This is a genomic window from Leisingera sp. CC-HEC096, assembly GCF_059429235.1.
On the sequence record NZ_JCAIJS010000001.1, the window covers coordinates 874939 to 889798 of the forward strand.

The window sequence follows — 14860 nt, forward strand, 5'->3', positions numbered from 1 at the left end:
GGCGATCAGACCGTGCAATGATCTTGCTGTATCAGGGAGCCTCTAATGTATCTGCCAAACCTTTCGACCTCACATTTTCCCGCTCAGGGCGACGCAGAAATTCGCAACATCACCGTTGGCGGCTTGCTGCGGGAAATCGCAGACAGGCACGCACTTTCAGTTGCGATGGTTGACGTTTCTGACAATGGGAGTTGCGACCGAGAGTGGACCTATGGCGAACTTCTGGAAGAGGCTGAGCGACTGGCGTTGGCCCTGTCCACCCGCTACGCTCAGGGTGAGCGGGTTGTCGTATGGGCACCCAATATCCCCCAGTGGATTTTCATGGAATATGCCTGCGGTTTGGCGGGGCTGGTTCTGGTTACTGCCAATCCATCCTTTCAGTCCTCTGAGCTAAAGTATGTGCTGGAGCAATCCGGTGCAGTCGGCCTGTTTATGGTCGATGAATTCCGTGGAAACCCGATGGTTGAAATCGCGCAGGAAGCTACCGGCGGGAACGAGCGCCTGCGTGAGATCGTAAACCTGGAGGACGCGGGTGCTCTCTACGCCACCGGAGAACGGCCCGCTGTACTTCCTGAAGTGTTGCCGGATGATGCCGCGCAGATTCAGTACACCTCGGGGACAACCGGTTTCCCCAAGGGTGCCGTACTCAGCCACAAGAACCTGGTGAACAATGCCCGGCTCTTCTGCGGGCGGGCGCAAGTCGGCGCGCATTCCGTATGGGCCAATTTCATGCCGCTGTTTCATACCGCGGGTTGCGCAACGGGTGCGTTGGGGTGCCTCCAGTCAGCTTGCAAGATGCTACTGATCAAGCGTTTCAACGCAGATATCTTTGCCCGGCTGATCGAGGAACAGGGGGTCACAACCTGTTTTGCCGTCCCGACCATGCTGTTCAATCTGCTGGAATCCCTCGAACAGACCCCGCGAGACATGTCTTCGCTTGAGGTCATCACGACGGGCGGCGCACCTGTGCCGCCTGATCTGGTTCGCCGGGTTCGGGACCACCTGGGGTGTCACTTGCTCAGTGCATTCGGACAAACGGAACACAGCCCGATGATCTGCCTGAACCCGGTCGAGGCCACCCTTGAACAGATCGTGGAAACGGCAGGCCAGCCGCTGCCGCAAACAGAAGTTTCGATCCGCTCTCCGGAGGACAACAGCGTGCTCCCAGTCGGCGAAGCAGGCGAAATCTGCGCGCGTTCCTACGCTGTGATGATCGGCTACAACGACAATCCAGAGGCCACCGCCGCCGCCATTGATGACGACGGCTGGCTGCACACTGGTGATCTGGGCACAATGGACAGCCAGGGTTTTGTGCGGGTGACCGGCCGGGTCAAGGACATGATCATCCGCGGCGGTGAAAACCATTTTCCGGCCGAGATCGAAGCCGTTCTGGTGACCCACCCGGACGTGGCGCAAGTGGCTGTGGTCGGCCTGCCGGATGAGAAGTGGGGAGAAGTCATTGCTGCATTCATCTTGTCCGGCACTGCACCGGACGTGGCCGACCTGCGCGCTCATTGCCGCGCTCATCTGTCGGCACAGAAGACTCCTTCGGTCTGGGTGCAAGTCCCGGAATTCCCCCTGACTGGCTCCGGCAAAGTGCAGAAGTTCGCCATCCGGGAGCAGTATCTCGCAGGTAGTTATGGGGAGCTGTTAGCATGAGCGTTCGCGTTGAAAAGGATGGTCCGGTCTGGACCATCATCCATTCCCGCCCTGAGGCTCGTAATGCCATGGATCCGGAAAGCGCCAAGGCACTCTTTGAGGCCTTCCAATCGTTTGACGCGGACGATACCGCCAGCGCCGCCGTGTTTTGGGGCGAAGGCGGAGCCTTCTGTGCCGGTTGGGATTTGAAACACGCTGCTTCGCTTGCCGGGGCCGAAGCGCTCGATCCTTTCGACTTTCCCGGCGAAGGTGAACCACCGATGGCGGCCATGGGACCCAGCCGGTTGGAGCTGTCCAAACCGGTGATAGCCGCTGTGTCAGGGCCTGCCGTGGCGGGCGGAATGGAATTGGCGCTTTGGTGCGATATCCGGGTGATGGAAGAAACGGCCTTTATGGGGGTCTACTGCCGCCGCTGGGGCATTCCGCTGATCGACGGCGGTACAGTGCGCCTGCCACGGCTGGTTGGGGAAGGCCGCGCCACGGACTTGATCCTGACCGGGCGACGTGTAGATGCAGAAGAGGCCCTGCGGATTGGCCTGTGTGAATACGTGGTGCCCGAAGGCGGTGCGCGCACAAAGGCCGAAGCCCTGGCCCACGACATTGCTCGTTTCCCACAAAGCTGCATGCGCGCGGATCGCCGTTCTGTGCGGGCGCAACACGGGTTGCCTTTGCACGACGCGCTTCGACAGGAATGGCGTGGCAGCAAGGCCGAGGTGACGAAAGGTGTCGAGGGCGCGACCCGTTTCGCCGGGGGTAAAGGACGGGGCGGAGATTTCCGCGATGTATGACCTGAACCTCACAACGTCCTATGTCCCGGCCCAGTCTGACATGGATGTACGCGAGATAACAGTCGGAGCGATGCTGCGCGAGATTGCCGAGGCGCGGCCAAATTCCGAGGCCCTGACGGAGATCCGGCAGGATGGGTCGCCTGGACGGAACTGGTCATATGGCGAACTGCTGGCAGAGGCTGAGAAATTGGCGCGGGCTCTCACGACCCGTTTCGCTCCGGGGGAACGCGTCGTCGTCTGGTCCCCCAACAGCCCGGAATGGGTGCTAATGGAATATGCCTGCGCCTTGGCCGGGCTGGTACTGGTGACCGCAAACCCGGCCTTTCAAGCCCGCGAACTGGAGTATGTGCTGGAGCAGTCCGGGGCGGTCGCCCTGTTTCTTGTCGAGGAATTCCGCGGCAACCCGATGGGCCGGATTGGGGCTGAGGTCGCGGCGAGCATCCCATCGGTGCGCGAAGTCACGGACATGGAAAGCGCCGTGCTTTACGCGGAAGGGGACCGCCCGCCTGCTTTGCCCGAAGTCGCCCCAGGCGACGCCGCGATGATCCAGTATACATCCGGCACGACCGGCTTTCCCAAAGGGGCGGTGCTGAGCCATCGCGGGCTGGTCAACAATGCGCGCTTCTACGCGTCCCGCTGTGGCGCGACCAAGGCGACGACCTGGGTCAACATCATGCCGATGTTCCACACCTCGGGCTGCGGCATGGTTACGCTTGGATGCCTTCAGGCGGGGTGCCGCATGGTGCTGATTAGCCTGTTCGACCCGGATGTTGTGCTTGACCAGTTGGAAGCGAACGGCGCGGACATCATCCTTGGCGTGCCGACCATGGTGGTGGCGCTACTTGACGCGCAGGAAAAGCGCCCGCGCGACCTGTCGGCCCTGAAGCTTGTCAGCTGCGGCGGTTCGATGGTTGCCCCCGAACTGGTGCGTCGGGTCCAGACGCTGATGGGGGCCGGGTTTTCAACGCTCTATGGTCAGACCGAGCATTGCCCGGTGATTACCCAGCATCATCTGGGCGACTGTATTGACGACATCTGCAACACGGCTGGCCAGCCGGTAGCACAGACTGAGGTCTCGATCCGCAGCGTCGATGACCATTGCGCCGTCGCCATTGGCGCGGTCGGAGAGATTTGCGCCCGCGGCCCCTGCGTCATGCTGGAGTACAACGACAATTCCAAAGCCACATCCGAGACGGTGGATGCGGATGGCTGGCTGCATACCGGTGATCTGGGCCGGATGGACGCGCGCGGATATGTGAGCGTCACTGGCCGTGTCAAAGAGATGATCATCCGGGGCGGCGAAAACCATTTCCCTGCAGAGATCGAGAACTGTCTGCTGGAGCACCCTGACGTTGCCGAGGTTGCAGTCGTCGGCTTGCCGGATCCTAAATGGGGTGAGCTGATCGGCGCGTTCATCCGCAGCAACAAACCGCTCGCAAAAGCAGAACTTCACACACATTGCCGCGCAAACATGTCACCGCAGAAAACCCCGAATGTCTGGGTGCAGGTGGAAGAGTTTCCCCTGACCGGTTCCGGCAAGATCCAGAAATTTATTCTCCGCGACCGCTTTGTCGCTGGAGATTTCCATGAACTCTGACCGAAAGGGAACGCCATGAACATCATGACAAAACACTACATCAATGGAGATTGGGTTGCTTCGGTTGACGGGAGCGGGATGGCCGTGGTGAACCCCTCGACCGAAGAACAGATCGCCAAAATCTCGCTGGGTGGTCCCGCAGATACAGATGCGGCTGTTTCAGCTGCCAAAGCTGCCTTTCCGGGCTGGGCAGCGACCGAGCCCCAGGAGCGTATCGCCGCGTTGGAACGGCTGATGGAAGCTTACAAAAGGCGCGCGAAGGAAATGGCGCAAGCAATCAGCCAGGAGATGGGCGCTCCCATAGCGTTGGCAAGTACGGCACAAGTGGGCGCCGGGGCCGGGCATCTCAAGAACACCATCCGTGCAGCCAAGTCATTTGCTTTCGAGCACCCCCTGGGGGATCACGCACCGGGTGACATGATCTTCCATGAACCGGTCGGGGTCTGCGCACTGATCACCCCCTGGAACTGGCCGATGAACCAGGTGATGCTCAAAGTCGCGCCTGCATTGGCAGCAGGTTGCACGATGGTTCTGAAACCCGCGGAACAGGCGCCGCTCAGCGCGATGCTGCTGGCCGAAATGATTGACGAAGCAGGTTTTCCGCCAGGTGTCTTCAATCTGGTCAATGGAGATGGCGCAGGCGTGGGCAGCGCCCTCACCGCGCATCCGGACGTGGATATGGTCAGCTTCACCGGCTCGACACGTGCAGGTGTGGCGATCAGCAAATCGGCGGCAGACACTGTCAAACGCGTCAGTCTTGAGCTGGGCGGCAAAGGCGCCAATATCATCTTTGCCGACGCCGATGAAAAGGCGGTCACACGTGGCGTGCGCCATTGCTTCAACAACTCCGGCCAGTCCTGCAACGCACCGACACGGATGCTGGTAGAACGCTCAATCTATGAACAGGCCGTCGAAACCGCGCGTTCAGTTGCAGAGAAAACCGAAGTGGGACCGGCAAACGTTGAAGGCCGACAGATCGGCCCGGTTGTTTCGAAAACCCAGTTCAACAAGATCCAATTCCTGATCAAACGCGGCTTTGATGAGCGAGCAAGACTGGTTGCGGGCGGTCTGGGCCTGCCTGAGGGGTTGGAGCAAGGCTACTTTGTCAGACCAACTGTCTTTGCGGACGTCACCCCGGAGATGACTCTTTGGAAGGAAGAAGTCTTTGGCCCAGTTCTGATCATGACCCCGTTTGACACTGAAGAAGAGGCCATCGAATTGGCCAACGATACCCCCTATGGCCTGACCAACTACGTTCAGACCACTGATAAGGCCCGCGCACGCCGGGTGGCGCGGCAACTCCGTTCAGGCATGGTTGAAATGAATGGCAAATTCGGCGGCGCCGGATCCCCCTTTGGCGGAATGAAACAGTCCGGAAATGGCCGTGAAGGCGGAGCCTGGGGCTTGGAGGAGTTTCTTGAAGTCAAAGCCGTCAGCGATTGGGAGTAAATATGTCCAAAGTTCTCTATGAAAAAGACGGCCGCATCGGACGGATCACTCTGAACCGCCCGGACGTGATGAACGCAATTGACGATGATCTGCCGCGCGAACTTGCCGCCGCTGTAGGGCGGGCTGACGCAGACCCGGGCGTTCATGTGATGATTCTGGCAGGAGCAGGCAAAGCGTTTTGCTCAGGCTACGATCTGGCGCACTACGCCGAAGGCAACGGCCCGAACAAGGTGGTGCAGGAGATGCCCTGGGATCCTATACAGGACTTCCAGTTCATGTGGGCGAACACTCAGAACTTCATGTCGCTGTTCCGGGCGATGAAGCCGGTCGTGTGCAAAGTCCATGGCTTCGCCGTCGCTGGCGGGTCGGATATTGCCCTCTGCGCAGATCTGACAATCATGGGAGATACCGCACAGATCGGTTACATGCCGACCCGGGTCTGGGGATGCCCGACCACAGCGATGTGGGTGCATCGGCTGGGCCCGGAGAAGGCGAAGCGGATGATGTTCACAGGTGATAAAATCTCTGGCGTTGAGGCCGCAGAGATGGGGTTGATACTGAAGTCGGTTCCGGATGATCAATTGGACGATGCTGTCGAGACCCTGGCCGGACGCATGGCAACTGTGCCGATCAACCAGCTGGCCATGCAGAAGATGGTGATCAATTCCGCAGTCGAAGAGAAGATCAATCAGACCCAGCGGCTGGCGACTGTATTCGACGGCATCACGCGCCATTCCCCGGAGGGTATGAACTTCAAGGCCCGCGTCGAAGAGGTAGGCTGGAAACAAGCTGTTGAGGAAAGGGATCAGGGTTCGTTCGACTGGACGGGAAACCAGCCCTTTGTTTTCGGCGAATGAGATGTACACCTTCAGGCCGAAGGCGTAATCACAGTTGTTCCGTCGCAAAAGCAGGCCCTAATAGCAAACGTAAAGAAAGCCAGCTTTCAGCCCGGTGCGCTTTGATCTGAGGTCGCGAAGCGTCGCAAGCAGCCATTGATTTGGTCGCGGCGAACAGCAGAAACGGCGGGCTGCACCACATCATCAGGATTCTGTTACCAAGGTCGGGATTGGGCCGACAGTGCCGGTAAGGTGCTAACCGCACTGATCGTCCATTGAAAGACCTTGGCTGGTCGTTTCGGCCCTTTAAGGAGGATATGGAAACTCCTGTAACCGCCTTTGTTGAGCCAAAATGCTGAAGGGCGGACGTAAGTGTCTATCGGTCCAATGTCTCTCACGCCCGCCCGCTGTATATAATTCGCCAGGTTATTGATGCGTCTGTGTCTTTTGCGGGTCGTAGACCGGGCTGCCAACCACTGTTGCGGCGGTTTGAAGAGTCTCGCCTTTGAGCCGCAGAACCGTTCCAGCGGCGATCCCAGGACGGACATGTGCCAGCGCCAGCGATTTGCCCATCCGGTGAGAAAAGCAGGGGCTGTTGATCACCCCGATCTCTTCACCATCCAGCAGCAAGGTCTCTCCGCCCTCCACCATGTCCGAATGATCAATGTCAAGGCAGACATTCGAAATCCTCTCCTGGCCTTTCGCCGCCATTACCGCCTCTTTGCCGCGGAAATCGCCCTTAGAGGCGCTGACAGTGAAACCCAGGCCGACCTCCCAAGGCGTGTGTGCCTCGGTCATGTCATAACCATAGAACAGCAGCCCCGCTTCAATCCGCACCTTGTCGAGCGCGGTGAAAGAGCAGGGCATGACGCCAGCTTCTGCCAGCTTGTCCCAGATATCAGCAACCACCGCGGCGCTGGCAAAGATCTCATAGCCGCGTTCGCCCGAATAGCCGGTGCGCGAGATCCGGCAGGGGTGGCCAAACAGGACAGCAGGAGCGTGTTCAAAATAGCCCAGTCCGGCAAGATCGTTATCGCAATGTGCGTTTAGGATATCCAGCGCCGCCGGACCCTGAACCGAGACGTCATGCAGGTCGTCGGTGAACTCCAGCCAGACGTCACGGCCCTTTGCCGAGGCTTGCAGCAGCGCCATGGTATCGCCGGAGCCATGCACGATCATCCATTCATCGCCGCCGTTGTTCGAGACAATGGCGTCGTCGGCAATGCCGCCCGCTTCGGTCAAAACGCAGAGGTAGGCAGCTTTGCCCGGCGCCAGTTTGGACAGGTCGCGTGTGGTCAAGTGATCCAGCACGGCCTGCGCGTCCTTGCCGCGGACAAACACCTTCTTCAGCGGGGACATATCGAACATGCCGGCCCGCTCGCGCACTGCGTCGTGCTCGTCATTCGGGTCGGTGCTGTAAGTCCAGGCGGTGCCCATGCCGTTCCAGTCCTCAAGCCCTGAACCCAGGGCGATGTGGCGGGAGGCAAGCGCCGAGATGCGGCTCAGTTCTTCGGTCATGTTTCAGGGTCCTTTCTCAATACCATTCGTCGGGCATGGCGGCTTTGCGCTCCGCCACGAAGTCATTCAGGGCGGTGCGGGTGGCTTCCGGCATTTCCGGTGGCTGAAATTCCGTCAGCATCTGACGCCATCGGGCCGCGGCCCGCTGATCAGCGGTCTGGCGGCCGTTCTCGTCCCAGGTTTCAAAGGGGCCGCCTTCGGGCACCTGCGGTTCAAAATTGGCGGTTGTGTAGTGGCGCAGGGTGTGGCTGGTGGACAGGAAGTTTTCGCCCGGACCGGCCTCGGCGTAGGCATCACGGCCAAAGGCCTCGTCGTCCGTGCCAAACCCCTGCAGCATCTTCAGCATCGCGCCGCAATGGTCGAGGTCCATCACGAACTTCTCGTAGGACATCACCAGCCCGCCTTCGAGCCAGCCTGCCGCGTGCCAGACCTGATGCCCGCCGGAAAGAAGGGTTGCCCACATCGCACCGGCGCTGTCCTGCATCGCCTGGCCGTCGGCGGCGTTGGAGGCAGTGACCTGGCCGCCGCCGGAGCGCACCGGCACCCCCAGCCTGCGGCCCAGCTGGCTCAGCGCCATGGTGGTCAGATTGGCTTCGGGCGATCCAAAGGTCAGCGCGCCGGTGCGCAGGTTCATCGAGGAATGAAAGCTGCCGAACACCACCGGGCAGCCAGGGCGCACCAGCTGCGTCAGCGCAATGCCCGCCATCGCTTCAGCCAAGGTCTGGGCGGCAACCGCAGCCGGGGAGAGCGGCCCCATGGCGCCGGCAAAAATGGCGGGCGAGATGCAGACGCATTGGTTTGACGCCGCGTAGATGCGCAGGGATGCGGACATTACCTCGTCATAGATCAGCGGCGAGTTGACGTTGATGTTGGCCTGCATCACCGCGTTCTGGTCGAGAAACTCCGCGCCAAAGGCCAGCCGGGCCATCTCAATGCTGTCCCAGGCGGCCTGGGCCGAGGTGACGCCGCCCATGAAGGGTTTATCCGACAGGGTGAGATGCGCCAGCATCATGTCCAGATGCCGCTTGTTCACCGGCACGTCAGTCGGCTCAACCACGGTGCCGCCGGAGTGGTGCAGCGCAGGCGCGAGATGCGCGAGCTTCACGAAGTTCTGGAAATCCTCCAGCGTGGCATAGCGGCGGCCTTGCTCCAGGTCCGAGACAAAGGGCGAGCCGTAGCCGGGCATCAGCACCAGGCTGTCTCCACCCAGGGTCACGGTGCGGGCGGGGGTGCGGCCATGCAGCTGGAATTCGGCGGGCGCGGTTTTGCAGAGCTGCCGCACATGGCCCAGCTCAAAGCGGACCCGGACGCCGTCGACGCGGGCTCCGGCCCCGGCAAACAGCGCCAGCGCTGCATCGTCGCCGCGGAATTCAACGCCGATGTGCTCCAGGATCCAGTCCGCCTGGCATTCGATGCTCATCAGCGAGGTTTCGTCCAGCAGGTCATACGCTGGAATCCGGCGGCGCTGATACACCGGCCTTGCCTGCGGTGCATTATGCCGGGTCAGCCGCCCCCGGCGCGACTTTCCGCGCTGGGTGATATGGCCTTCAGCGTTCATATTTCCCAACGGCTCGACTCCTGAAATGATTTTCAGGGGCCATATTTTAGAAGTATCCCCGCGCAACAATCGATTTTATTTGTCCTATGCGTTCAGAAATTTTATACGCTTGCGTCATGCCCGTAGAATTCCGCCACCACGACACCCTGCGCCTGTTTGCCGAAATCGCCCGCTACCGCAGTTTTTCCGATGCGGCGGAGGCGCTGAACATGACCAAAGGCGCGGTCAGCTATCAGGTCAAAACGCTGGAGGCAGACCTGGGTTTTGCCCTGTTTCAGCGCAACGCCCGCGGGGTGGAGATGACGCCCGGGGGACTGAAACTGCTGGTGGCCTGCCAAAGCCACTATGAAGAGATCGAAGCCGAAGTCCTGGCCCTCAAGGGGCTCTCCACCAGAACCTTGACGGTGGGCGTCTCCAGCTATTTCGCCGCCCGCTGGCTGTCGCCGCGGCTGATGTCCTTCATGCAGGATCACCCGGACATCCAGCTGCGGCTGCAGCCGATGATCCGGCTGTTCGATCTTGAGGCGCAGGGCGTCGATATCGCCATCCGCTGGGGCAGCGGGCAGTGGGATGACGGCGAAATTACCCCGTTCCTGCCCTGTCCGGCTTTTCCTGCAGGCAACGCCGCAGCCCTGAAACAAGTGGAGCGGCTCGGTTGGGAACAAGCGGTTTCAACCTCTACGCTGCTGCGTGACCATGATGACAGCGACGCCTGGACAGACTGGCTGAATGCCGCCGGTCTGCCGCACCAGACGCGGCGGGATACGCTGATTATCCCCGACCCCAACGTGCGGGTTCAGGCGGTTATCGACGGTCAGGGTATTGCCCTGATGGACTCCCTGATCGAACGGGAACTGGAAGAGAATAAGCTGTTCCGCCTGTCACCACATGTGCTGCAGGACTACGGCTACTTTCTGGTCCGCCCGCGAAAATCTGTCTCCCGGAAAGGTGTCATTGCATTCTCAGAATGGCTGCAAAAACAATAGACTGCGATAATTGCCGAATTGTCTTTTTGAGCTCTCGCATGAACAGGCTTGGCACCGGCACCGATGCCGCGTCTGAATGCGAATGGCGGTTTCCGGGAAGCTGCACTGCAGCGACGCGGCCCCTGATCAACGGCAGCTTTGGGCCGATCGAACCAGCATGCAGGGAGCGGTAAGCAGCTAATCGTTGCGCTTGGCTCGCATGTCACTAAATGCGGGACGCCGCCGTTGGGGCAATTCGATGTTGTCAGAATGGCTCACTATCTACGTGCGGATGCATATCTCTGTCCGCAGCCGTAAATGGATGGTGCACGGAAAAGCGAGCCCATGATAACGTGCCCTCATGTCGTTTCGTTTTCGCCCCTTCTCCTTTCTTGGCAGCTATCCCACCCCGGATATCGAAATCGGCACGGACATGCTTATTCGGAGCGGACACACCCTCTTCTCCTGCACAAAGAACAGGCAGACTGAGAGATACGGCCAGAGAGGCGTTGACCAACCGGCGTTCGAACTCGACAATTGGACTATTCAGGAGGTTCGCCTTTTCTCCTCCCTATACATCGGCAACGGCGAAGCTTCGTCCGTCCGGCTCTATCCCTTGCCGATCAGTTGCGACCTCGAAATCGAGTCTCCGGATTCGGTTCTGGAAGATGGAAGCCTTCTGCGCCCCCTTCTGGAGGCCGCCGCGAGTGACGATTATTTCATGGCCGGAAATCACGGACTCCATGCGCAGCGACTGGACGAGTATCAGTTCTGGGATTGGGATGAACGTCGCTTGGCCCAAGCGTCCAAGTTCTGGCAGGGTTTCGACCAGGAAGACGCAGTCATGATCCGGGGGCTGCATGCCCTGCTGAAATCGGAAATGTTGTTCAGTCACTTCCAGTTCCGGGATGCTTCGCTCGCGTCGGCCCACATCGCGCTCGACGCCGCTTTCAGCATGGTCTTGAGCCGGCTGCGCGAGGCCGACAACCCGAATCCGACCTCGGCACAGGCCCAAGCATATCTTGATGACTTGTGGGGTGTGCCCCGAACCGATCGGAAGTTCTTCGAGGACTACTACATCGACCGGGTTCGGAATTTTCACACCGACAGCCGTTATGGAGCTGAACCGATACCGTTCTTCTCCATTGACGATATCCGGGACCTCACTGCCACCCTAAAGGGGGTATTCTACCTACTAACGACGGGTGAGATGCATGATGAGACCAGAATGAACCGCGATAATTTCCTGAAGCACGCGGGCCTCGTACCTTGGACGGAGGACGTGGCGCCCAATCATGATTAGTCACCTTCTCTCGCACCTATTCACCTCGCGCGGATCATCGACACGTGCATTCCCCTCGGGTTGATCACCGTTTGGCGGAAGCGGACCATATATGCAGGAAACGAGGGGCTGGCAGCCACCATTGATCGGGCGCGGTGTAACGTCTGGTAAATGGCCGTGTTCTACCGGCCTACCCTTGGGGGAAGAATCTAATGCCAGGACATCGACATCCATCTCGAAACCTAAAAAATCAGAGAACGATCAGACAAACCCGTAGCTTCTGAGTAAAGTGAAGAGGAGCGCGGGATCTGGGGCATAAATCTGTCTTGAGACGAGCGCCCCGTCAGGATGCGCTTGAATGTGGGTCGCCGTTTCGGTGTCGAAGAAATTGAGAGCGATCTCTGTGGGCCATGGAAAGTTTTGGTCAAAAGGCACTTCCGCATATGGATTGAAATAGACCTGAAACCCGTCCAGATGAGTTTCACGATGAAGCGACGAGTGCTGGATACGAACATCCGCGCCCGCGATCTGATCTGCTCCCTCTTCGCGCTGCCTGAGCAAGTAGTCCAGCCCAGCGGATTTAATCCGTTCCGTCCCGATTCTCCATTCTTGCGAATTGGGTCCAATTTTACTTTTATCAATTACTCGATAGCGGGTCGAGCGGACAAGCCGGTCAATCTGACTCTCAACAACAGCCTTTCCGAAGGTTCCGGTCGTGGAAAAGAATACCGCACTTATCTCTTTGTGCGAATCGTTCGTAAAGATCCCCATTTCAACTTTCGCCCCAGAAGGCTTGAGGATCGACTTTATCTTATCTTGCCTTCCTCTTTCAGGCCCTTCTAACACCGGAGGTGCCAAGCCAAAAAGGACCATATTGATGATCTCATTGTTTTGTGTCAGTGAAAGCTCGTGGTCGAAGGGCGCAATTGCAATTACGAACGGACGATCGCGCACATGGCTCATCGAGGAGTATGGGTATTTCTTTCCATTCGATCCTCTATAAATTTGCAACTTGTCCCTGATTTTTCCAGCGAGTTTGAGCGCTCCACGCTTTCTAAAAGCCACGCGACTGAATGGCTTCTGCACCTTCTCTTGCTTCGGATCGTCAGATATTACAGCTTCCACGTTGAATTCATAGTTTCCGGGCCCTTGCACGAAGAAATCCGGTGAAGGCTTGTTGAAATCGACTACGCACCCCAAGTCGAGAAACGCTCTATTGAGATAAAGCTCCCACATCGACGAATTGAATGTGGATTGAAACTCTTTCAGGAACTTTTTACCCTCCCCTCGACGCTCCAGCAGGCCAGCTCCCCAGCTTTGTATGATAGGTTTGACCTTTGCGTAGGCAGGATCTGAAGAGATGATGCGAAAATTTGGATGGAGCTTTTTTTCAGATAGCTGTGGAACAAATAGATCCAAAATTCTTCAACCTTTGTGCGCCATGCGATCAATGCTGTTCCGACTGGCTGCTGTGGAACCTCTTCCTCGACAATGCCATTCCAATAAGCCGTAGGCAACTGAGGGTCGGCACACTGCGCACTGTGGGCATGGCTCGACTGGCTGGTGGCATACAATTGTCGGCCACGGCCGACACGGCGAGGGACCACTTTGGGTTTCAGAGCAGTCATTCAGCGCGCTGCCCTTGAAGGTCCGGTGTGGGCCGGAAACGACGGAGCACTTGGGCGGCATGTGTATGCGGCCGGCCGCAGCGCTGCATGACTGCTTCGAGCCCTAATCACTGCGGTTTGCCAGGCCGAGTTCGCGCGTGCAGCAAGGTTCCTCCCGTCGCTAACGGCCCAAAGCTGCCTTTCGTCAGCGGCTGAGCGCCGCAGTGAAGCTTCCCCGAACCGGTCATTCGTGCAGAGATGCCGCTTCGGGATGTCACCGAGTGTTAGCTGTGCGGTCAAAGCGGATGCGGGACTGGCAGAGAAAAACTTTTCATTCGTCCGGAATATTCTCAATCTCTCGGCGCAGGATGAAGCTGGTGAATTCCATGAGGTTTTTTGGAAAGGTCATTAGTGCTGGCGCTGCGCAGCCTTCGAAGCCATTTGGGTCGAGCAAAGGGATAATATTTCTATGTATAGGTTGAGTAGCTCGAACGTGACCCGTATGTAAATACTTCGAGCGATCGTTATAATAACGACTCCGAAACATGCGGGCGACATGAGGGCCCAAGTGCCTATCGGCCACCTCGGAAACACGCTGAGAAATACTGAAAACCGGCTGTCCACAAGTATCGCAACTTTTATTCTCTTCCAGGGGAAGACTAATAGCCTCGACCGCTGAAACAAATAAAGTCGCCGCGATATTTGATTCCAGGTCAGTCTGCTGATAAACTTCGAGCCCACTGCGGAAAAGGCGCGCCGCTTTAATCGATTTTCCATCGGAAATATTCCGATTAACCAATCGGTCACAGTATTTGACCTGACTACGGGATAAGCGCAGCTGGCCGGCTTCAATACTGAAGTCGTCCAGCCAACCCTCTTCGCTCAAGTATGCATTGACGCCCTCGACCTTCTGTTCGTTATCGCTTGACACGCCCTCACACACAAAAAACAAAACATTCGTCATGAAAGATAATGCATCCAGCAACTCATCGAGGCGAGAGAGGAACTCTTGCGTCAGATCAGCTTCGTCAAATCCCGCAATATCAATAGAAATTCTTGTTACATTCTCATTTACTGGGATGCTCAGCCAATTCTGACCGAAGTAGGGCGCTAACGGAGAATTAAGCGAGGATGCCACATTAACTCCGAGCATCTTTCGAATTGGATTGTCTTTAGATTCCACAGCCTCAATAACCGATTTTCGCAAGTTTCTTGCCAAACCTTCAGAGGGTGTTTTGCCATGCAATGTCTGGAAGCATATGTTCCGAATTACACCTCGCCTCTCATATTCGATCGAAACCTCGATGGGGCCAGAGCTCGTGCCTGCAAGGGACATGTAGCCGAAAGATATTCGCCTTTCCTCTCCTGACTTCTTTGGCGTGTATTGCCAGCCAAGCTTTCCGTATTTAGATCGTAAAATACTCCAAAGCGCTCGAAGAAAGAGATTGGATTCTTCCACTGACCCAAGTGGCAGATCTTTCTCGATAACGACGCCTTGGCTGTCATTCGACGTGGAATTTCTCATGGATGTATCTCGAGTTTATGCCGATGACTCAGCGGAGTGTAAAACACTGCGTTGTTCTCTTATCTTTGTCCACAGT

The 14860-nt window shown here is 58.0% G+C and carries 11 protein-coding genes; 7 read left to right on the forward strand and 4 right to left on the reverse strand.

The window, feature by feature from the left end; genetic code table 11:
- The first annotated feature begins 45 nt into the window (after positions 1-45).
- Genes AC5STI_RS04375 through AC5STI_RS04395 form a run of 5 tightly spaced genes read left to right on the forward strand, consistent with a single transcriptional unit; the run spans position 46 to position 6350 of the window.
- Positions 46-1659, forward strand: a complete 1614-nt coding sequence (locus tag AC5STI_RS04375; protein WP_495445719.1) for a class I adenylate-forming enzyme family protein — start codon at positions 46-48, stop codon at positions 1657-1659.
- A complete protein-coding gene (locus AC5STI_RS04380; RefSeq protein ID WP_495445720.1) occupies positions 1656-2447 on the forward strand; it encodes a crotonase/enoyl-CoA hydratase family protein in 792 nt (263 codons plus the stop codon). Before AC5STI_RS04375 ends, AC5STI_RS04380 begins: the two co-directional genes overlap by 4 nt.
- Positions 2440-4044 (forward strand): class I adenylate-forming enzyme family protein, encoded by a 1605-nt coding sequence (locus tag AC5STI_RS04385; protein ID WP_495445721.1) that lies wholly within the window; start codon positions 2440-2442, stop codon positions 4042-4044. The genes AC5STI_RS04380 and AC5STI_RS04385 overlap by 8 nt, the downstream gene beginning before the upstream one ends.
- A 15-nt stretch (positions 4045-4059) precedes the next feature.
- A complete protein-coding gene (locus AC5STI_RS04390; protein ID WP_495445722.1) occupies positions 4060-5493 on the forward strand; it encodes an aldehyde dehydrogenase family protein in 1434 nt (477 codons plus the stop codon).
- 2 nt (positions 5494-5495) lie between these two features.
- Positions 5496-6350: a crotonase/enoyl-CoA hydratase family protein gene (locus AC5STI_RS04395; RefSeq protein WP_495445723.1), complete on the forward strand. Its 855-nt coding sequence runs from the start codon at positions 5496-5498 to the stop codon at positions 6348-6350.
- 405 nt (positions 6351-6755) lie between these two features.
- Here AC5STI_RS04395 and AC5STI_RS04400 read toward each other — a convergent pair whose 3' ends face one another.
- Entirely contained in the window at positions 6756-7847 is a 1092-nt protein-coding gene (locus AC5STI_RS04400) for an aminomethyl transferase family protein (protein ID WP_495445724.1), read from the reverse strand.
- Between the two features lie 16 nt (positions 7848-7863).
- Positions 7864-9405 carry a trimethylamine methyltransferase family protein gene (locus AC5STI_RS04405; RefSeq protein WP_495445725.1) on the reverse strand — a complete coding sequence of 514 codons (1542 nt, stop codon included), beginning with the start codon at positions 9403-9405 and terminating at the stop codon, positions 7864-7866.
- A 116-nt stretch (positions 9406-9521) separates the two neighbouring features.
- Here AC5STI_RS04405 and AC5STI_RS04410 point away from each other — a divergent pair, with 116 nt between their 5' ends.
- Together AC5STI_RS04410 and AC5STI_RS04415 are read left to right on the forward strand one after the other, a co-directional pair.
- The gene (locus AC5STI_RS04410; RefSeq protein ID WP_495445726.1) at positions 9522-10391 is read left to right on the forward strand and encodes a LysR substrate-binding domain-containing protein; all 870 of its coding nucleotides are present in this window, start codon (positions 9522-9524) and stop codon (positions 10389-10391) included.
- A gap of 340 nt (positions 10392-10731) precedes the next feature.
- The gene (locus AC5STI_RS04415) at positions 10732-11673 is read left to right on the forward strand and encodes a hypothetical protein (RefSeq protein WP_495445728.1); all 942 of its coding nucleotides are present in this window, start codon (positions 10732-10734) and stop codon (positions 11671-11673) included.
- A gap of 240 nt (positions 11674-11913) precedes the next feature.
- On the opposite strand, the gene AC5STI_RS04420 is transcribed toward AC5STI_RS04415, so the two are convergent.
- Positions 11914-13071 carry a hypothetical protein gene (locus AC5STI_RS04420; RefSeq protein WP_495445729.1) on the reverse strand — a complete coding sequence of 386 codons (1158 nt, stop codon included), beginning with the start codon at positions 13069-13071 and terminating at the stop codon, positions 11914-11916.
- A 519-nt stretch (positions 13072-13590) separates the two neighbouring features.
- Complete coding sequence (locus tag AC5STI_RS04425; protein WP_495445730.1) at positions 13591-14784, reverse strand: hypothetical protein; 1194 nt, start codon at positions 14782-14784, stop codon at positions 13591-13593.
- Between the last annotated feature and the right edge of the window lie 76 nt (positions 14785-14860).